At 67.3% G+C, this 16,747-nt stretch carries 18 protein-coding genes; 6 read left to right on the forward strand and 12 right to left on the reverse strand.

Features of this window, described 5'->3' with window-relative positions; translation table 11 throughout:
* Positions 1-18 precede the first annotated feature (18 nt).
* Together AB4Y94_RS08310 and AB4Y94_RS08315 are read right to left on the reverse strand one after the other, a co-directional pair.
* On the reverse strand, positions 19-756 hold the full coding sequence (locus tag AB4Y94_RS08310; protein WP_441727224.1) for a PRC-barrel domain-containing protein: 738 nt from the start codon (positions 754-756) through the stop codon (positions 19-21).
* Positions 757-801: 45 nt separating this feature from the next.
* Positions 802-1,512 (reverse strand): hypothetical protein, encoded by a 711-nt coding sequence (locus AB4Y94_RS08315; protein WP_441727226.1) that lies wholly within the window; start codon positions 1,510-1,512, stop codon positions 802-804.
* A gap of 96 nt (positions 1,513-1,608) precedes the next feature.
* On the opposite strand from AB4Y94_RS08315, the gene mgrA reads away from it, so the two are divergent.
* Positions 1,609-2,637: an L-glyceraldehyde 3-phosphate reductase gene (gene mgrA, locus AB4Y94_RS08320; protein WP_441727228.1), complete on the forward strand. Its 1,029-nt coding sequence runs from the start codon at positions 1,609-1,611 to the stop codon at positions 2,635-2,637.
* A gap of 145 nt (positions 2,638-2,782) precedes the next feature.
* Here the strand turns inward: mgrA and AB4Y94_RS08325 are convergent, their stop codons facing one another.
* From AB4Y94_RS08325 to AB4Y94_RS08345, 5 genes are all read right to left on the reverse strand, one after another.
* Complete coding sequence (locus tag AB4Y94_RS08325) at positions 2,783-3,076, reverse strand: hypothetical protein (RefSeq protein ID WP_441727230.1); 294 nt, start codon at positions 3,074-3,076, stop codon at positions 2,783-2,785.
* Positions 3,077-3,509: 433 nt separating this feature from the next.
* On the reverse strand, positions 3,510-4,076 hold the full coding sequence (locus AB4Y94_RS08330) for a DUF3618 domain-containing protein (RefSeq protein ID WP_441727232.1): 567 nt from the start codon (positions 4,074-4,076) through the stop codon (positions 3,510-3,512).
* Entirely contained in the window at positions 4,073-4,492 is a 420-nt protein-coding gene (locus tag AB4Y94_RS08335; protein ID WP_441727234.1) for a phage holin family protein, read from the reverse strand. The genes AB4Y94_RS08330 and AB4Y94_RS08335 overlap by 4 nt, the downstream gene beginning before the upstream one ends.
* The gene (locus AB4Y94_RS08340; protein WP_441727236.1) at positions 4,492-5,226 is read right to left on the reverse strand and encodes a hypothetical protein; all 735 of its coding nucleotides are present in this window, start codon (positions 5,224-5,226) and stop codon (positions 4,492-4,494) included. Before AB4Y94_RS08340 ends, AB4Y94_RS08335 begins: the two co-directional genes overlap by 1 nt.
* A 212-nt stretch (positions 5,227-5,438) precedes the next feature.
* On the reverse strand, positions 5,439-7,589 hold the full coding sequence (locus AB4Y94_RS08345) for a S9 family peptidase (RefSeq protein WP_441727238.1): 2,151 nt from the start codon (positions 7,587-7,589) through the stop codon (positions 5,439-5,441).
* Positions 7,590-7,730: 141 nt separating this feature from the next.
* Here AB4Y94_RS08345 and AB4Y94_RS08350 point away from each other — a divergent pair, with 141 nt between their 5' ends.
* The gene (locus tag AB4Y94_RS08350) at positions 7,731-8,102 is read left to right on the forward strand and encodes a hypothetical protein (RefSeq protein ID WP_441727240.1); all 372 of its coding nucleotides are present in this window, start codon (positions 7,731-7,733) and stop codon (positions 8,100-8,102) included.
* Positions 8,103-8,116: 14 nt separating this feature from the next.
* On the opposite strand, the gene AB4Y94_RS08355 is transcribed toward AB4Y94_RS08350, so the two are convergent.
* The gene (locus tag AB4Y94_RS08355; RefSeq protein ID WP_441727242.1) at positions 8,117-8,524 is read right to left on the reverse strand and encodes a hypothetical protein; all 408 of its coding nucleotides are present in this window, start codon (positions 8,522-8,524) and stop codon (positions 8,117-8,119) included.
* 151 nt (positions 8,525-8,675) lie between these two features.
* Here AB4Y94_RS08355 and AB4Y94_RS08360 point away from each other — a divergent pair, with 151 nt between their 5' ends.
* Positions 8,676-9,068: a PPOX class F420-dependent oxidoreductase gene (locus AB4Y94_RS08360; protein ID WP_441727244.1), complete on the forward strand. Its 393-nt coding sequence runs from the start codon at positions 8,676-8,678 to the stop codon at positions 9,066-9,068.
* A 9-nt stretch (positions 9,069-9,077) separates the two neighbouring features.
* Here the strand turns inward: AB4Y94_RS08360 and AB4Y94_RS08365 are convergent, their stop codons facing one another.
* The 3 genes from AB4Y94_RS08365 to AB4Y94_RS08375 all read right to left on the reverse strand — a co-directional run bounded on the left by AB4Y94_RS08365 (position 9,078) and on the right by AB4Y94_RS08375 (position 11,514).
* Positions 9,078-9,947, reverse strand: a complete 870-nt coding sequence (locus tag AB4Y94_RS08365; protein WP_441727246.1) for an amino acid ABC transporter ATP-binding protein — start codon at positions 9,945-9,947, stop codon at positions 9,078-9,080.
* Positions 9,934-10,602 carry an amino acid ABC transporter permease gene (locus tag AB4Y94_RS08370; protein WP_441727248.1) on the reverse strand — a complete coding sequence of 223 codons (669 nt, stop codon included), beginning with the start codon at positions 10,600-10,602 and terminating at the stop codon, positions 9,934-9,936. Before AB4Y94_RS08370 ends, AB4Y94_RS08365 begins: the two co-directional genes overlap by 14 nt.
* A 96-nt stretch (positions 10,603-10,698) precedes the next feature.
* Positions 10,699-11,514, reverse strand: a complete 816-nt coding sequence (locus tag AB4Y94_RS08375) for an amino acid ABC transporter substrate-binding protein (RefSeq protein WP_441727250.1) — start codon at positions 11,512-11,514, stop codon at positions 10,699-10,701.
* Between the two features lie 130 nt (positions 11,515-11,644).
* Between AB4Y94_RS08375 and AB4Y94_RS08380 the strand changes: the two genes are divergently transcribed.
* Together AB4Y94_RS08380 and AB4Y94_RS08385 are read left to right on the forward strand one after the other, a co-directional pair.
* Entirely contained in the window at positions 11,645-12,481 is an 837-nt protein-coding gene (locus AB4Y94_RS08380; RefSeq protein ID WP_441727252.1) for a CPBP family glutamic-type intramembrane protease, read from the forward strand.
* Between the two features lie 82 nt (positions 12,482-12,563).
* Complete coding sequence (locus AB4Y94_RS08385; RefSeq protein WP_441727254.1) at positions 12,564-12,893, forward strand: hypothetical protein; 330 nt, start codon at positions 12,564-12,566, stop codon at positions 12,891-12,893.
* Between the two features lie 20 nt (positions 12,894-12,913).
* Here AB4Y94_RS08385 and AB4Y94_RS08390 read toward each other — a convergent pair whose 3' ends face one another.
* On the reverse strand, positions 12,914-15,178 hold the full coding sequence (locus AB4Y94_RS08390) for a DEAD/DEAH box helicase (RefSeq protein ID WP_441727256.1): 2,265 nt from the start codon (positions 15,176-15,178) through the stop codon (positions 12,914-12,916).
* A gap of 275 nt (positions 15,179-15,453) precedes the next feature.
* Between AB4Y94_RS08390 and AB4Y94_RS08395 the strand changes: the two genes are divergently transcribed.
* A complete protein-coding gene (locus tag AB4Y94_RS08395; RefSeq protein ID WP_441727258.1) occupies positions 15,454-16,746 on the forward strand; it encodes a M18 family aminopeptidase in 1,293 nt (430 codons plus the stop codon).
* The last annotated feature ends 1 nt before the right edge of the window (position 16,747 follow it).

Raw genomic sequence — 16,747 nt, forward strand, 5'->3', positions numbered from 1 at the left:
TATTCCGCCATGTACGACTCAGTCGTCTCGCACATGCCGTCCGCGCTGCTGCCCGGTTTCGGTTGCGCCAGGAACGGCACGGGCTCCCGTGCCGGCTGATGCGTCGGTGGAGGGGTTGGTAGCGACGTGTGTTGACGCGTCCGTCGAGGCGTCGGGTGTTCCGTTGGCATCAGTTCCGGCGTCCTCGATCGTGTAGGCATGCGGGTCGTCTGCGGCCACGCCCGGTTGGCCGACTGCCTCTGCGCTCTGCTCGCTCTCCGCGTCGACCATCCCGCCCTGTCCGGTGTCCGGCCGTGATTCGGCGAGCGCGGTGTCGGCGTTCGGTCGCTGGTACTGCTGGAGTCGGCTGCGGCCGGGAGCCGGCGATTCCTCGTGGCTTCCATGCGCGGCCACGGGCATTACACCGTCGTTACCGTTATCACCGCCGTTACCGGCGGCGTCCGTTGCCTGCGCGGTGTAGTAGCGGTACAGGGCTGCTTCGTTCTCCGGGGTGAGTGGTTCGCCGGCGTCGATCCGGGGAGCGTCCTTGATGATGTCCTTGTCGATCGCGACGCGGATGACCTCGTTGTCCCAGGTCGCACCGTCGAGCGGAACGAACGATTCACGGCGGCCGAACAGGCCGGTGTGAACGGTGATCCAGTTGGGCATCCCGGTTTCCGGGTCGACGAACACTTGGCCAACTGTGCCGATCTTGCGGTCGTCAGGGCCGTTCACGGGTGCGCCGGACATGCCGCCGATGTTGCTGTCGTTGATCAATTCGACTCCTTGTCGTAGTGGATGCGGTTTCCCGGGAGGATGCGGTTACCGGCCGAGGCCGACGCGGTCGACGCGGCGGTGGAACCGCATTCCGGCGAGTCCGCCGAGGATGGCGCCGCCGAGGCTGGCGAGTGCGACAAGAATCGCTGTGACCACACCGGCCGTGGTGAGGTCTCCCTCATTGATCGGAAGCCTCGGGAACGCGTTGACGTCGGCGAGGATGTTGAATTGCGCCCCGGCGATGGCGCCGATCACGGCGACGACGATGGCGATCACGACCGCCCAGAGCCACACGGCGATGCCCTGCTTGGCGCCGTTGAAGCGGGCCATCCGGCCGGCGACATAGCCGCCGGAGTAGTAGGCGATGAGGGCAATGACGATGAGCGCGATCGCGCCCACGAGGCCGACCGTGGTGGCGTTCTCATTGGCGGCCTGTCCGGCCTCCTCGGCGCTGCCGGTGACGCCGAGTCCGACGGCCGCGCCGGCCGCGGCCACCAGGGCAGTGAGGAGCACCGCGGTGCCGGTTGCCGTCAGCCAGCCGAAGAATGCCGAGCCGACCTTCACCCCGCCGAAGCGTTCCTGCTCGCGGGCGAGAACATCTTCACGCAGCGAGGGCTGTGAGTCGGCGGGAACGGCTGCCGGTGCAGGTTCCGGCATGGACGATGCCGGCACCGCAGCGGGCTCCCGGTAGTCAACCCGTTCGGTGGGCTGGTCGCTCACGCTGTCGTGGCGTTCTGGGTAGTCCGGTGTACTCATGGTGAATCCTTTCCATCGGTACTTCCAGTGAAGGCCGGTCTTGCACCTGCCACAAGGGGGAGCCCACGACCGATTGATCGCTGCCAGTATTGATGCGTGACGTACATTCCCGCAGAGCTCCGATATGACTCCATGCCCTACCGCCGCACCGGAAAGAGCGGCCTCAAGCTGCCGGCTATCTCCCTGGGCTTGTGGCAGAACTTCGGCCACGACAAGCCGTTCGAAACCCAGCGGGACATCCTTCGCCGCGCGTTCGACCTGGGCATCACGCACTTTGACCTGGCGAACAACTACGGCCCGCCATACGGGAGCGCCGAGTCGAACTTCGGCGAGCACATGCTCAAGGACTTCGCTCGGCACCGCGACGAACTCGTCATCTCGACCAAGGCCGGGTACGACATGTGGCCCGGGCCGTACGGAAACTTCGGATCGCGCAAGTACCTGCTCTCAAGCCTCGACCAGTCGCTGGAACGGATGGGACTGGACTACGTCGACATCTTCTACTCCCACCGCGCCGATCCCGACACCCCGCTCGAAGAGACAATGGGCGCCCTGCACACGGCCGTGACCAGTGGGCGTGCGCTCTACGCCGGCATCTCGTCCTACTCGCCTGAGCGAACCCGCCGGGCGGCTGAGATCCTGGCGGACCTCGGCACGCCGTTGCTGATCCACCAGCCGTCGTATTCGATGTTCAACCGTTGGGTCGAGGACGGGCTGCTGGACACCCTGGACGACCTCGGCGTCGGGTGCATCGCCTTTTCCCCGTTGGCGCAGGGGCTGCTCACCGACCGCTACCTTCGTGGGATCCCCGATGACTCGCGGGTGGCGCGCGAGGGTTCGGCCCGCAAGGACATGGTGAACGATGACACTCTGGCCGCGATCAGGGCACTCACCGGCATCGCCGAATCGCGTGGCCAGTCCCTCGCCCAGCTGGCGCTGGCCTGGGTCTTGCGGAACCGGGAGGTGACGACGGCGCTGATCGGCGCATCATCCGTTGCCCAGCTGGAAACGAACGTGGCGGCGCTGCAGAACCTTTCGTTCACGGATGCCGAGTTGGCCGAGATCGACAAACACGCCACCGACCAGGGCATCAACCTCTGGGCGTCATCCAGCGCAGTCGCTTAGGAACCACCCAGCCGCCGAATCGCCCAGCCGCAAAGTCGCCCGGCCGCGGAGTCGCGGAGTCGCCCATTCGCCCACTTCTGCTGTCCTGATCCGTCTGTGACAGCAGAAGTGGGCGACTCGATGCCTTCTCTCCGTGGATGGCGTGCTACAGGCCCTCGGTAAGCCCGCCGGCCGCGATTTCGTTCTGCGTCGCGGGGTCGAGTCCGTCGCGCAGGTTTTCGTCGAGATCGGCGCGGTAGGCCGATTCCTCTTCGGCTTCCTGGCGGGCGTCGGCGTCTTCCTCAGCGTCCTCCTCGTCGGCCCGAGCTGCCGCTTCGGCATCCTTACGTCCGCCCGCGGCGTTGTCGCGGTCGACCGAAAAGTCCGGGTCGCTGCCCGACGCAGAGCCGGTCCCGGCTCCCAGCCCGGTGGCTGATTCGTCGTCTGTGGGGTCGCTCATCAGGTGTCTCCTTCGATCGTTACACCTGACGCTAAGCCGAATGCGATGGATCACCAAGGGGTGATAGCCATCGCGCCACGGATGCCGTCGCGCCACGGATGCGGGTGGGTGACGGATGCCGTCGCGCTGAGGATTTTTCCACGCGCGGCGGGCGTGCCATGCGCGCGTGGCGAAAACCTCAGCGCGAAGGAATCCGCAGGGCGGTTGGTGCAGCGCGGGCGGCGGTGGCGGTTGGCGCGGTGCGGGCGGAGGTCAGGGCGGTAGGCGCGGTGCGCGGGGCGGCGGCGGGCGACGGCAGCGCGGGTGGCGACCGGCGGGCGCGATGCGGCGGCGGGCGCGCCGCGGATCGGGTGACGGAGACCCGCCAGCGAGACCAGCGAGAGAGGATGGCCGTCGTCCCGCGGGACGACGGCCACCCTCTCAGTGCGGTGTGTTACTCGATACTGTGCTTGGCGTCCTGCGCCTGGCCCTTGAGGTCTTGGGCGGCACCGGTGCCTTCGTCCTTGACCGTCTCAGCGGCATCCGTTGCGGTGTCCTTCACTGCGGCGAACGCCTCCTGGGCGGGCTCACGAAGGTGGTCAGCAGATTCCTTCGCCACGTCCTTCAATTCGGAGACGAGCGGGGCGGCGGCGTCCTTCACCTTCTCCGCGGCGCGCTTCTCCGGGTCAGTGGCCGGAAGGAAGGACGACGCGAGCCATCCGGCTCCGAAGGCGATCAGGCCGACCGCGAGCGGGTTGCCCTTCGCCACCCGGGCCGCCGACTTCGGCGCGTTGGCCACGGCCTCGCCGGCAGAGCCGACGGCCGATCCCACGGATGCCTTGGCGTCGTCAGCGGTTCCCATCACGCGATCCTTCACGCTGGACAAGGCGCCCTTCACTTTGTCGGTCTGCCGCTGGGCGATCTTCGACGGGCTGACCTTGTCGGCCAGGGCGTCGACGTCTTCACTCAGCTCGGACCGGGTCCGTTCGATGTCGGAACGGATCACGTTGGGGTCAGTCATCGGTTTTCCTCATTTCGTGTCACTACGTCGGGTATCTTCTTGAGGCTGTCTACCGTCTTCGGCATGCCTCGCATCTGGTCGATCTCCTTCTTGCCCACCATTGCCAGGATTGCGGCAACGATGCCCCAGATCACGGCGACGACCAGTGCGGACCAGGCGTTGCCGATCAGGTAGCCCAGCGCCCACCAGACAGTGATGGACAGGAACAGGAGCGCCATGATGGCCGCGATTCCTGCGCCGCTGAACATTCCGGCGCCCTTCCCGGCGCGCGTGGCGGACTGCTTGAGTTCGGCCTTGGCCAGCTCGACCTCCTGCCGCATCAAGGTTGAGACGTCACGGCTGACTTCGGCGAGCAACTCGCCCAGCGACTCGGAGGACGCCCGTTGTTCGGATTCAGAGCGGAACTCGTCGGCCATCACAGGCCGCCTGTCGGGTTCACGCCTGGCGCTCCGCTCTCAGGGGCAGAGAGGTCTCCGCTGAGGCTGCCGTAGACCGGTAGATCTGTCGCGGGCACGCCGCCGACGGGGGCGTTGCTGCCGTAGACCGGCGCACCGTTGGCCGGTGTCGACGAGGGCCGGGAGGCCGCGTCGGAATCTGAATCGGAGTGCTCGGTCAGTGCGCGCGTCAGCCGACCGGCCAGGATGCCGGCGCCCGCGGCCAGTGCGATGAAGACGCCGGGCCGCTGCCGGGCGAATCCCTTCACTTCCTCGAGGATCGAGCCGGGTTCGCGGGCGTCAAGCCAGTCCGCGACCGAGCTGGCCCTGGCCGAGACTTGGTGTACCAGGTCGGTGGCCATCCCGGGGTTCTCGGCCTTTTCGGCCATGCTGGAGAGTTCCGTGCCGACCGAACGGAGACCATTAGCCACGCGTGCCTGCTGGGCGGCGGCCTGGTCCTTGAGCTCGGTTCCGGCCTCGCGCACGAGGTTCTTCACTTGTGTTCCGGTCTCGGCCGCGACCTTCTTGGTCTCCTCCTTGGCGACCTGCGCCACGTGCTGGCCGGCGTCGGCGGCCTGGCCGGCCAGCTTCGACGCCTCGTCCTTCACCTCGCCGGCGGAGGTACCGGCGCCGGAGCTCATGTCGGTGCCGCCAACGGTCTCGACAGCAAAGTCGTCGTCGAGGTCTGCGCTCGACAGTCCGGTGCTGGAGCCCATTCCGGTGGATGAATCTTGGGGCGGAATGTCCGAGGGATAGTTGTTCGTCATGTCAACCCTGTTCGTCGTGAGGGGTGCGGTGGAAGCCGCAGCCCGATGGACACACCGGTCGTCCGATCGATGTTTGGGCCCAACGTAAGCCCGGCGTTCAAACCCGCCAACCCCCTTGCGCCGACGAAAAAGATCCGTAAGTTGGAGCGTTTACCGGCGTGTTATTCCGCGGCCGGAACGCCTTCACCCGACGGATGCGCCCCGGCGACGTCGATCACCCAGGCGTAGTCGAACGCCCGCTCGCGCCAGGCCGAGTACCGGCCGGACACCCCGCCGTGGCCGGCCGACATCTCCGTCTTCAGCAGGGCATCGGCGCCGACCTCGCGCAACCTGGCCACCCACTTTGCCGGTTCGACGTAGAGCACCCGGGTGTCGTTCAGGCTGGTCACGGCCAGGATCCGCGGATAGTGGGTGGCGTGCACGTTCTCGACCGGTGAGTACGACTTGATGCAGGCATACGCCTCGGGGTCGTGCAGCGGATCGCCCCACTCGTCCCACTCGATCACTGTCAGCGGCAGGGACGGGTCCAGGATAGACGTCAGCGGATCGACGAACGGCACGTCGGCGAGGATCCCCGCGAACAGTCTCGGCGCCATGTTCGCGACCGCGCCCATCAGCAGGCCACCGGCGCTCCCGCCGTGCGCAACCAGTCGGTCGGGGGCGGTGTAGTCGTTGTCGATCAGGAACTCGGCGCACGCCACGAAATCGGTGAAGCTGTTGCGCTTGTGGTGTTTCTTTCCGCCCTCGTACCAGAGCCGGCCGAGCTCGCCCCCGCCGCGCACGTGCGCCACCGCGAAGATCATGCCCCGATCCAGCAAGCTCAGCCGCGGGATTCCGAACCCCGGGTCGATGCTGTGCTCGTAGGAGCCATAGCCGTACAGGAGCGTGGGAGCCGGCCGACCCGGCGCAACCAGGTCCTTCCGGTACACCAGTGAGATCGGGATGCGCGTACCGTCATCGGCGACGGCCCATTCCCGACGCTGCTCGAACAGGTCTGGGTCATATCCGCCCAGTACCGGCTGCTGTTTGCGCAGGTGCAGTTCCCCGGTGGCGACCACGTAGTCGTACACGGTTGAGGGTGTGACGAAGCTGGTGTAGCCGAGCCGGATCGTCGGCTGCTCCCATTCCGGGTTACCGGCGAGGCCGACCGTGAACAGGGGCTCGGAGAACTTCAGCTCGGTCAGCCCGTCGTCGTGCTTGGCGCCCCTGCGGGCCACGGCCACCCGGGAGAGGCCTTCCTTGCGGTACTCCACCACCACGAAATCCCGGAAGGCGTCGACGCTCTCCAGTCGGATCTCCTCGTGGTGGGGCAGCACCGTGCGTCGCTCGCCCTGCGGATCCGCCGCGGCGACGCTCACCAGTTCGAAGTTCATCGCGTCGTCATTGTGCACGATCAGCAGCCGGTCCTCGCCGCTGATGACGGCGTGCTCCACGTCGTATTCGACGTTGTCCTTACGCGGCCAGACCACCCGGAACTCGCCGGTCGGATCGTCGGCGTCGAGCAGCCAGCTCTCACTGGTCACGCTCGAACCGGCCCCGACCAGGATGAACTTGCGGCTGCGGGTGGTGCCGACGCCGACCCAGAACCGTTCATCCGGTTCGTGAAAAACCGAGAAGTCGGCGGATGCCGGAGCGCCGTGGGCAGGACCGGTTCCCACCTCGTGACGCCAGATGGTGTCCGGGCGCCAGGCTTCGTCGACGGTCGCGTAGAAGATGAACCGCCCGCTGGGGTCGAAGATCGCGCCGCCGCCGGTGTTCGGGATCTCGTCGGGGAGGTTCTGCCCGGAGGCGAGGTCGCGAACCCGGATGGTATATCGCTCATCGCCGGCCGTGTCGACGGCATACAGCAGCAGGTTGCCATCGGTGCTGAGGTCGAAACTGCCGAGGGCGTAGAACTCGTGATCGGCAGCCTCGACGTTGTCGTCCAGGATCACCTGTTCGCCGGCGAGCGAGGTGACGGCGCCCTCGTCGATCACCGGGGGAGTCCAATCATCCGGCGCCGCGATCGGTGCGCGGCAGTGGATGCCGTACTGCTTGCCCTCGACAGTGCGGGTGTAGTACCACCACTCCCCGCGGCGCACCGGGACGCTCAGGTCAGTCTCCTGGGTGCGGCCCTTGATTTCTTCGAAGATCTGTTCCTGCAGTAGTTCCAGGTGCCCGGTGCGGGCATCGGTGTAGGCGTTCTCGGCCTCGAGGTGGGTGACGACCTCCGGGTTGTCCTTGTCGCGCAGCCACTCGTAGTTGTCGACGTAGACGTCGTTGTGGTGGATGCGCTCCACCGGCTTCTTCGCGGCGACGGGAGGAAGAGTCATGCTCTTCAGCGTAGTTCGCCGAGACGACCGGTGCGCTGTCGGAACTGTTGCGTTGTGTGACGGCTCGGGGCGAGATTCAGAGCTTCGGAATCTACACTCCTGAGAACGCAATCCCGCACGCAAATCGGACAGGAGGTCAGGATGACGAATCTCACACCAGGAGTGGCGGCAGTCATGCAGTGCACACACGCCCACGGCGAGTCCTGCGCGAGCAGCGCCCCCGGCCACACCCTGTCCGCACTGCAGGAGCGAGTCGCCGCCGCCACACCGAGCAAGTGGCGGGACGGACTGGTCAGCCACGTCAGCGCGGGCGGCTGGGTCGGGGTTGAACTGCTGCAGCCCAACGAGGCGGGCGCGGGCGAGACGGTCGGGGGCGAAACCGTGTGGGTGTGGAGCCATTCCGACCTGACGGCATCCGTTTCACCGGGACTGCCGGTCGCCGTGCACGCGATTTACCACACGCTCGCGGTCGGCCGTGAGCGGTTCAACGTTCTGGTGGCTGCGCTGGGCTGAGCGCCTTCGAATTCTTAGCTGGTTGGCATCATGCTCTTCATGGCGTCCATCATCTTCTGACACGCCATCGCGCACTGGCGGCAGGTCTCCGCGCACATGCGGCAGTCCTCGTTCATGTCGGCGTGCTTCATGCATTCCTCGGCGCAGGCGGTGCACATCATCATGGTGGCGTCAAGCATCGCCATCATGCTCTGCATGTGCATACCGTTCGGGCGCATCATCGACCGCATCATGGTGTTGGTCATGTCCGCGGTGTTCATGCACATGCCCGAGCACATCGCCATGTCCTCACCCATCATTGAACCGGCGCACATCGTGCACGCCTGCTCACAGGCCGAACACGCCTCGATACACTCCTGCATCATCGTCATGTCCATGCCCGAATCGGGCATCATCTTGGCGTGATTCTCCATCATCTGCATTGCCATATTCATCGGTTGCGACTCTCAGCCCCGGGCTGCCGAGCACCAGCGGGTACCGGCGCTTGAAATGCGACAACCCGTTCTGCCACGGATGCTACGCCTGACGGACACCAATGTCAGCCGTCAGTACGAATCAGGATTGAATGGAGGCATGAGTTCTGTGATCCCCGAAAAATACGTCCACCTGCTGACCGAACCGAATTTCGGCAGTCTCGGCACGATCCGGCCCGACAACACGGTGCAGGTGAACCCGATGTGGTTCGAATACGACGGTGACGTCATCCGTTTCACGCACACCACCAAGCGGGCCAAGTTCCGGAACCTCAAGCAGAACCCCTCGATGGCGATCGCCGTGATGGATCCGGACAAGCCCACCTCGTACCTCGAGGTGCGCGGGAAGCTCATCGACACCATCCCCGACCCGGAGGGCGCGTTCTACGTACGCCTCGGCCAGCGGTACGGCAACGCCGCGCAGCAGGCGCCGGCGGACAAGGCCGACCGGGTCATCCTGGTGATGAGCGTGGAGAAGACCACGCACCAGTAACGCCCGGGCCTAGAACGGGAACAGCAGCCGGTGCAGGAACTGCTTGGTGCGTTCGTGCTGCGGATTCCGCAGCAACTGAGACGGATGCCCGCGCTCGATGATGCTTCCGCCGTCGACGAATGCCACCTCGTGCGCGACCTCGCGGGCGAACTCGAGTTCGTGGGTGACGATCACCATGCTCCAGCCCTCGAGCGCCAGTTCCTTGATCAGCCGCAGCACATCGCCGACCAGCTCAGGGTCAAGCGCCGACGTCGGCTCGTCGAACAGCAGCAGTTGCGGCTTGAGGGCCAGCGCCCGAACGATGCCGACCCGCTGCTGCTGGCCGCCGGAGAGTTCGAACGGGTAGCTGTCCCGCTTCTCGGACAGCCCCACCCGGGCCAGCAGGGCGAGCGCTTCCTCGGTCACCTCGGCACGTGGGCGGCGTTGCACGCCGACCGGCCCCTCGATCACGTTCTCCAGCACGGTCATGTGCGGGAACAGGTTGTAGTGCTGGAAGACCATCGCCGACCGGTCACGGAGCGCGGCGAGTTCCTTCTTCGACGGATGCCCCCCGAAGTCCACCCGCACCTCGCCGGCCACATCGACCACGCCGCCGTCCGCGATCTCCAGACCGTTCAGGCAGCGGAGGATCGTGGTCTTGCCCGAACCGGACGACCCGATCAGCACCAGCACCTCGCCGCGGTCGACCGCGAGGTCGATCGAGTGCAGCACCCGGTTGGCGCCGAAGCTCTTCTCCAGCCCGGTCACCGTGAGCAAAGCGGATGCCGCAGCGCCGGCGGAGGCACCGGCCGCGTCGGGTCCGGTGGGCTGGCCGGGTCCGGTGGGCAGGTCGGGTCCGGTGGGCAGGTCGGGTCCGGTGGGATGGTCAGTGGGCGACATAACGGTCCAATCGCTTCTCGAGCACGCTCTGGCCGCTGGAGAGCACCAGGCAGATCAGCCAGTAGATCAGCGCCGCCTCGAGGTAGAGCAGCATGAATTCCTGGCTGAAGGCAGCCACCTGCTGTGCCTGCCGAAACAGCTCGGTGACCAGGATCAACGACGCCAGCGACGTGTCCTTGACCAGGCTGATGAAGGTGTTCGACAGCGGCGGCACCGAGACCCGTGCGGCCTGCGGCAGGATGATCCGGCCGAGCGCGCGACGGTGCGACATGCCCACCATGTACGCGGCTTCCCATTGCCCGCGGGGCACCGACAGGATCGCAGCCCGGATCACTTCGGCCGCATACCCGCCGACGTTGATCGAGAACGCAACGATCGCGCTCGGCCATGGGTCGATGAGCACCCCGACCGACGGCAGCCCGTAGAAGATCACGAACAACTGCACCAGCAGGGGAGTGCCGCGCACGATGGAGATGTACACCCGGGCGATCCCGGACACCCAGGCCCGCTTGGACAGGCGCATCAGCGCCAGCGCGAGCGCCAGCACCAACCCGATCGCGAAGGAGATCAGGGCGAGCGGGATGGTGCCCTGCACCGCGCCGGAGAGGATCGGCCACAGCGAACTCAGGAACAGGTCCCACGGGGACTGGGTCATGGAGGCGACTCTACTGCGTCGTCACGGGCGCCGACGCGCGGGCCAACCCGCCGGTCACTTCACGTGCCCGGCGCCGCGTGACCCGCCGAGCTCGCCTCACTCTGAGACGTCTTCGCCGAAGTACTTCTTCGAGATCGTCGCGAGGGTGCCGTCGGCGCGGAGGTCGTCGAGTGCGGTATTGACGGCATCCGTCAGCGTGGTGCTGCCCTTCTTGAAAGCGAACGCGCTCTCGGACTTCTCATCGGTCTCTGCGGCGACCTTCAGGCCGTTGGCGCCTTTGTCGTTCTTGTAGTCGAGCCAGGTGAGCTTGTCGTTGATGGTCGCGTCGACGCGGCCCTGCTTGACCAGGTCGACCGCCTGCGCCCAGCCTTCGACGCCTTCCACGGTCGCGCCGCTGTCCTTGGCGAGGGTGTACCAGTTGCTGGTGAGCGACTGGGCGGTGGTCTTGCCGGCGAGCGACTTGAACGAGGTGATGCTGGTGTCGCCGTCGGGAACCACGACCACGCCCGTGGAAACGGTGTAGGGCTTGGAGAACTCGTACTTCGCGCTGCGCTCCGCGTTGATCGTGACCTGGTTGCCGATCACGTCGAAACGGCCGGCCTCGAGGCCCGCGAAGATGCCGTCCCACTGGGTCTCTTCGAAGGTGGCCTTGACGCCGAGCTTGCCGGCGACAGCCTGGGCGACCTCGACGTCGTAGCCGGTGAGATCGCCGGATCCGCCGGCATGGAAGGAGAACGGCCGGTAGGTGCCCTCGGTGCCGATCGTCAATACGCCGGCCTTCTGCACGGCGGCCAGCGAGTCATCGCCCGTTGCACTCGAGGAGCGTGCGGCGCCGCCACCGGATGTTGCGCAGCCGGTGAGCGACACGGCGACAGCCGTCAGGAGTGCAGCAGCGATGAACTTAGCTTTCATGGGGGAGCCTTTACCGAGAGATCGTATGCGCACGCATGAAGATGCGTGCTGGTCTTTCAGCGTAACAACGGGAGTTGCCCGACTTATTCCGTTTACCGCGGGTTACGTGTCGGCCTGGTTGGGTCATGGCATGCTGGTCGCTGTGACCACCCCGACAGCGGATGCGACGCGAACCAGACCACGGTTCAGTTGGGGCCTGGTGCCGGCGGCCGGTGTCGCGGCATCCGCTGTGCTGTTGTTCTGGGTCCAGAATCCGCTGGCCGGCTACGTGACGCTGGTGGCGAGCCTGTCCCTCGCCTTCGTGACCGACCGGCCGCTGTTCCGCAGCCTGCTGCTGATCGCGCTCGGCCTCGCCATCATCAGCACGGTGTCGCTCGAGGCCGATATCAGTTACGGGCATATCGCCGTGATGGGGGTCGCGCTCGCGCTCGCCGTGGTGGTGCCCTACCTGCTTGACCGGTTCGCGTTCCGGGACCGGTTCATCCGCTTCCCGATCCGGACCGGCAACCGCTGGACCACTCTCGAGCGGGCCTGGCTGGGCATCGCGGTCGTGCTGGCCTGGGGGCTGCTGCCGACGTACTTCATCAGGTCGGGGTCGTACCAGAACTGGCCGGCGATCCACGAGCCCGACGAAATCGGCCGCCTGTTCGTGGGCGTGAACGCGGTCGGCATCTGGGATGAGCTGTTCTTCATCTGCACGGTATTCGCGCTGCTCCGACCGCACTTCCCGCTCTGGCAGGCGAACCTGCTGCAGGCGGTGATGTTCGTGTCGTTCCTGTGGGAGCTCGGCTATCGCAGCTGGGCCCCGGCGTTCACGATCCCGTTCGCGCTGGTGCAGGGCTGGATATTCGCCAAGGTGAAGTCGCTCACCTATGTGGTGTGCGTGCACCTGTTGTTCGACCTCGTGGTGTTCCTGGTGTTGTTGCACGCGCACAACCCGGAGTGGCTGCCGATCTTCCTGTATTGAGCCGGGTGCGCCGCTGGGCCTTGCGCTCGTGGCGCTTAGTGGGACGCTGGAACGAAACGAAGGTGCCGAGGGAGGCGTTCCGATGTCGGATCCAGAAGGTCAGAAGTCCGAGGGCGGTCTCGGCAAGGACGGCACGATCCCGAATTCTGACACCGGAGTCGCTGCCGGTTACCAGCCCGGCGGGTCCCATTTCGAGCCGGAGGAAGACGGCCCACTCGAAGACGCCGGTGACGGCGCGGTCGGCGACCACACGGCCGCCGACGGGGCCGCCCACACGGCCGACGCCCTGGATGCCGACGCTGACGCAGATGCGGTCGATGAGAATCCCGTCCGGAACGACGTGGACGCCGACGACGACATTCCGTCGCACGACCCCGAGGCCCCCGGGGACCCGAGTCTCGACGACCTGTAGGCCCCGGAATTGGCTGGTTGCTACGACCGCAGTGCGAGGGTGAACGGCAGCACAGCGGACGCCCCGGCGCGGCGCAGCAGGCGCGCGGCCACGGTCAGGGTCCAGCGGCTGTCGGCGATGTCGTCCACGAGGAGCACCGGGCGGTCGCCGAGTTCCTGCAGTGCCTGGGCGAGTTCGGGCCCGACCGCGAACCGGTCCCAGACGTTCGACAGCCGGTAGGCGCTGTTGCCGCCCGGCTCCCCGGTCGGGCCGCCGTTGGCGAGTTCGAGTGAACCGACCCACGAAAGCCGGCCCACCTCAGCGAAGGTGCGGGCGACCGAGTCGACCAGCAGCGGATGCTTCCGGCTGGGCATGCTCACCACCGCCGCGGGCCGCTCCTCCCACTTCCATTCGGCGAGCACCCGGATACAGGCCTGCACCATGGCCGGGGTCGCCGGTGCGTCGGCAGCGGTAGGCGCGAAGATGTCCCGCAGCGGTCCGCCCCAGCCGAGGTCGGTGAGCCGCGCGAGCGCCCGTCCCGGTGCGGCGCGTTCGGCGGGGGCGATGTTGCCGCGGACCGGTATGCCCAGGTTTGCCACGCCCGTCGGCCACTGGGCGCGAGGTTCGACGACCACTCCCACCCGATCGAGCGAACTCGCGGCGGCGGATGCGGCATCCGCTGCCACCGAGGTCGGGAACCAGGCGCCGGCGCAGTTGTCGCAGCGGCCGCACCGGGCGGCGGTCTCGTCGTCGAGGGAATGCTGAAGGTACTCCATGCGGCAACCGGCGCTGCGTTCATAGTCGATCATGTGCTGCTGCTCGGCAACGCGGGCGGCGGCGATCCGGTCGTAGCGTTCGGCGTCGTAAAACCAGTCCTGGCCGGTGGCGACCCAGCCGCCCTTCACCCGGCGGACGGCGCCGTCGACGTCGAGCACCTTCAGCAGCAGCTCCAGCGGGCTGCGGCGGATGTCGACCCTGGCCTCCAGGGCCGGCGTCGACATCGGCTGGTCACCGTTGGCGCGGAGGGCGCTGATCACGGAGGTGGCGCGGGACTCGCTGGGCATCGACGATGTGGCGAAGTACTGCCAGATGGCTTCGTCCTCGGGGCCGGGGAGCAGCAGCACCTCGGCGTTGGCGGTGGCGCGGCCGGCGCGGCCGACCTGCTGGTAGTAGGCGACCGGGGAGCTGGGCGCGCCGAGGTGCAGGACGAACCCGAGGTCGGGCTTGTCGAAGCCCATGCCGAGGGCGCTGGTGGCCACGAGCGCCTTGACCTGGTTGTCCTTGAGGAGTTGCTCGCTCTCTTCGCGTTCGGTGGTGTCGGTCTGGCCGGTGTAGGCGCGCACGGCGTGGCCGGCCTCGCGGAGAAGCCGCGCGGTGTCTTCGGCGGCGGACACGGTGAGGGTGTAGATGATTCCGCTGCCGGGCAGCTCGGCGACGTGGCTGAGCAACCAGGCCAGACGTTCCTTGGCATCGGGCAGCCGCAGCACGCCCAGGCGGAGGGAGGCGCGGGCGAGCGGCCCGCGGATGGTGATGACGTCGGTGGTCGAAGCCGCCCCGGTGGTCGAGCCTGTCGAGGCCACGTCCCGTTCGGTGGTCGAGCCTGTCGAGACCACGTCGCGTTCGGTGGTCGAGCCTGTCGAGACCACGTCCCGTTCGGTGGTCGAGCCTGTCGAGACCACCGCCCGCGGCGCCAACTGCTCCGCGACATCCGTCACCACCCGGCTGTTCGCCGTGGCTGTAGTGGCGAGCACCGGAACCCCGGCCGGCATCTCGGCGATGAGGTCGCGGAGCCGCCGGTAGTCGGGCCGGAAGTCGTGGCCCCAGTCGGAGATACAGTGCGCCTCGTCGACTACAAGCAGCCCGATCCGCTTGATCAGGGTGGGCAGCTGCTCGTCGCGGAAGCTGGGGTTGTTGAGTCGCTCGGGGGAGACCAGAAGCACGTCGACCTCGTCGCGCTGCAGCTTGCCGAGGACCTCGCCCCACTCGTGCGCGTTAGAGGAGTTGATGGACACGGCGCGCACGCCGGCGCGCGCAGCCGCGGCGACCTGGTCGCGCATCAGGGCGAGGAGCGGCGACACCAAGATGGTCGGGCCCGCCCCGCGCTGCCTGAGCAGGAGGGTCGCCACAAAGTAGACCGCGGACTTCCCCCAGCCGGTCCGTTGCACCACCAGCGCCCGACGTCGGTGCTCGACGAGGGTCTCGATCGCCTCGTACTGGCCCTCGTGGAAGTCGGCGTCGTCCCGGCCGACCAGGGTGCGCAGGATCTGAAGAGCGGACGCGCGGGTGTCGGTCATGGTCTCGGTCATGCGCCCAGCTTGGCAGGTGCCGCTGACAGTGTCGTCTGCGCCTGGCGCCGTCGTCTGGTGCCCCAGCCTGGTGCCTGCCGTTCCCGCCGCTACCCGTTTCAGAAGTTGACCACAGGGCGTGTGCCATAACTCCTGCAATCCGCACGATGGCACCGGGAGCAACGCCGTGTTCACGCGGATCCGCCTCCGACGCCCAACGGATTGCAGGAGTTATGCCAGCCGGAGTGCTGGCAGGGGCTGCCAGGGCGCCGCAAGGCGCGTGGTTGGATGGATGGATGGATGCTTCGAGTGACCGAATAGGCGACTACATCGATGATTTCGGGCGGTACATCGCGGCATCGCCCTCCTCGTACCACGCTGCAGCTGAGGCCGCCCGGCGCCTGGACGCGGCGGGTTTCACCGCCCTGGCCGAGATCGACGACTGGGACGACACCGGGGGCCGGCACTACGTGGTGCGCGATGGGGCGATCATCGCGTGGGTGAAGCCCGCTGTGTCCGGCCCGACCACCCCGTTCCGGATTCTCGGCGCACACACCGATTCCCCCGCGTTCAAGCTCAAGCCGAAGCCGACCGTCGGGTCGAATGGCTGGCTGCAGGCCGGGGTTGAAGTCTACGGCGGGCCCCTGCTGAACTCCTGGCTCGACCGTGAACTCGAGCTCGCCGGCCGGCTGGTCACCCGCGACGGAACCGAGCACCTCGTGCGCACCGGCCCGTTCCTGCGCATCCCGCAGCTTGCGCTGCACCTTGACCGCAGCGCCAACAACGGCCTCACGCTGGACAAGCAGCGCCACACCACTCCGGTCTGGGGCGCCGGCGACGCCAGCCAGGCCGACCTGATCGGGCACATCGCAGGGCTCGCCGGACTCGACGGTGCGGACGTCACCGGCTACGACCTGCTGACCGCCGACACTGCCGCTCCCGCCCGGTTCGGTCTCGACTCCAGCCTGTTCGCGGCGGGCCGTATGGACAACCTGTCCTCCGTTCACGCAGGGCTCTGCGCCCTGATCGACGCCGCGGTGCACGTCGACGACACCGACCACATCAGCGTGCTTGCCGCCTTCGACCACGAGGAGTTGGGATCGCAGTCGCGCTCGGGCGCGAGCGGGCCGTTCCTGAGCGACGTCCTGGGTCGTCTCGGGGACGGGCTGGGGGCATCCGTTTCACAGCGACTGCGGGCCTACGCCGCGTCGTGGTGCATCTCGGCCGACGCCGGCCACGCCGTGCACCCGAACTACCCGGAGCAGCACGACCCGGCGAACCGGCCGGTGCCGGGCGGCGGTCCACTGCTGAAGATCAACGCGAGCCAGAAGTATGCGACCGACGCGCACGGGGCCGCGCTCTGGCAACGTATATGCGCAGACGCGGGGGCTCTGTACCAGGAGTTCGTCTCGAACAACTCGGTGCCCTGCGGCTCGACGATCGGACCGCTCACGGCGACCCGCCTGGGCATCCGCGTGGTCGATGTGGGCGTGCCGCTGCTCTCGATGCACTCCGCCCGGGAGCTCGTGCACGTGAACGACCCGGTGGCGCTGTCCGCTGCGGTCGGCGCGTTCTTCCGCGGCGCCTAGC

The sequence above is a fragment of the Glaciibacter sp. 2TAF33 genome (assembly GCF_052114945.1).
GTDB lineage: Bacteria > Actinomycetota > Actinomycetes > Actinomycetales > Microbacteriaceae > Cryobacterium.

Excerpts from the sequence above, each read along its gene's own strand:
- AB4Y94_RS08315 (WP_441727226.1), bottom strand. The coding sequence starts at position 1,512 with ATGAGTACACCGGACTACCCAGAACGCCACGACAGCGTGAGCGACCAG.
- AB4Y94_RS08325 (WP_441727230.1), bottom strand. The coding sequence starts at position 3,076 with ATGAGCGACCCCACAGACGACGAATCAGCCACCGGGCTGGGAGCCGGG.
- AB4Y94_RS08330 (WP_441727232.1), bottom strand. The coding sequence starts at position 4,076 with ATGACTGACCCCAACGTGATCCGTTCCGACATCGAACGGACCCGGTCC.
- AB4Y94_RS08335 (WP_441727234.1), bottom strand. The coding sequence starts at position 4,492 with ATGGCCGACGAGTTCCGCTCTGAATCCGAACAACGGGCGTCCTCCGAG.
- AB4Y94_RS08340 (WP_441727236.1), bottom strand. The coding sequence starts at position 5,226 with ATGGGCTCCAGCACCGGACTGTCGAGCGCAGACCTCGACGACGACTTT.
- AB4Y94_RS08345 (WP_441727238.1), bottom strand. The coding sequence starts at position 7,589 with ATGACTCTTCCTCCCGTCGCCGCGAAGAAGCCGGTGGAGCGCATCCAC.
- AB4Y94_RS08350 (WP_441727240.1), top strand. The coding sequence starts at position 7,731 with ATGACGAATCTCACACCAGGAGTGGCGGCAGTCATGCAGTGCACACAC.
- AB4Y94_RS08355 (WP_441727242.1), bottom strand. The coding sequence starts at position 8,524 with ATGCAGATGATGGAGAATCACGCCAAGATGATGCCCGATTCGGGCATG.
- AB4Y94_RS08360 (WP_441727244.1), top strand. The coding sequence starts at position 8,676 with ATGAGTTCTGTGATCCCCGAAAAATACGTCCACCTGCTGACCGAACCG.
- AB4Y94_RS08365 (WP_441727246.1), bottom strand. The coding sequence starts at position 9,947 with ATGTCGCCCACTGACCATCCCACCGGACCCGACCTGCCCACCGGACCC.
- AB4Y94_RS08370 (WP_441727248.1), bottom strand. The coding sequence starts at position 10,602 with ATGACCCAGTCCCCGTGGGACCTGTTCCTGAGTTCGCTGTGGCCGATC.
- AB4Y94_RS08375 (WP_441727250.1), bottom strand. The coding sequence starts at position 11,514 with ATGAAAGCTAAGTTCATCGCTGCTGCACTCCTGACGGCTGTCGCCGTG.
- AB4Y94_RS08380 (WP_441727252.1), top strand. The coding sequence starts at position 11,645 with ATGCTGGTCGCTGTGACCACCCCGACAGCGGATGCGACGCGAACCAGA.
- AB4Y94_RS08385 (WP_441727254.1), top strand. The coding sequence starts at position 12,564 with ATGTCGGATCCAGAAGGTCAGAAGTCCGAGGGCGGTCTCGGCAAGGAC.
- AB4Y94_RS08390 (WP_441727256.1), bottom strand. The coding sequence starts at position 15,178 with ATGACCGAGACCATGACCGACACCCGCGCGTCCGCTCTTCAGATCCTG.
- AB4Y94_RS08395 (WP_441727258.1), top strand. The coding sequence starts at position 15,454 with ATGGATGCTTCGAGTGACCGAATAGGCGACTACATCGATGATTTCGGG.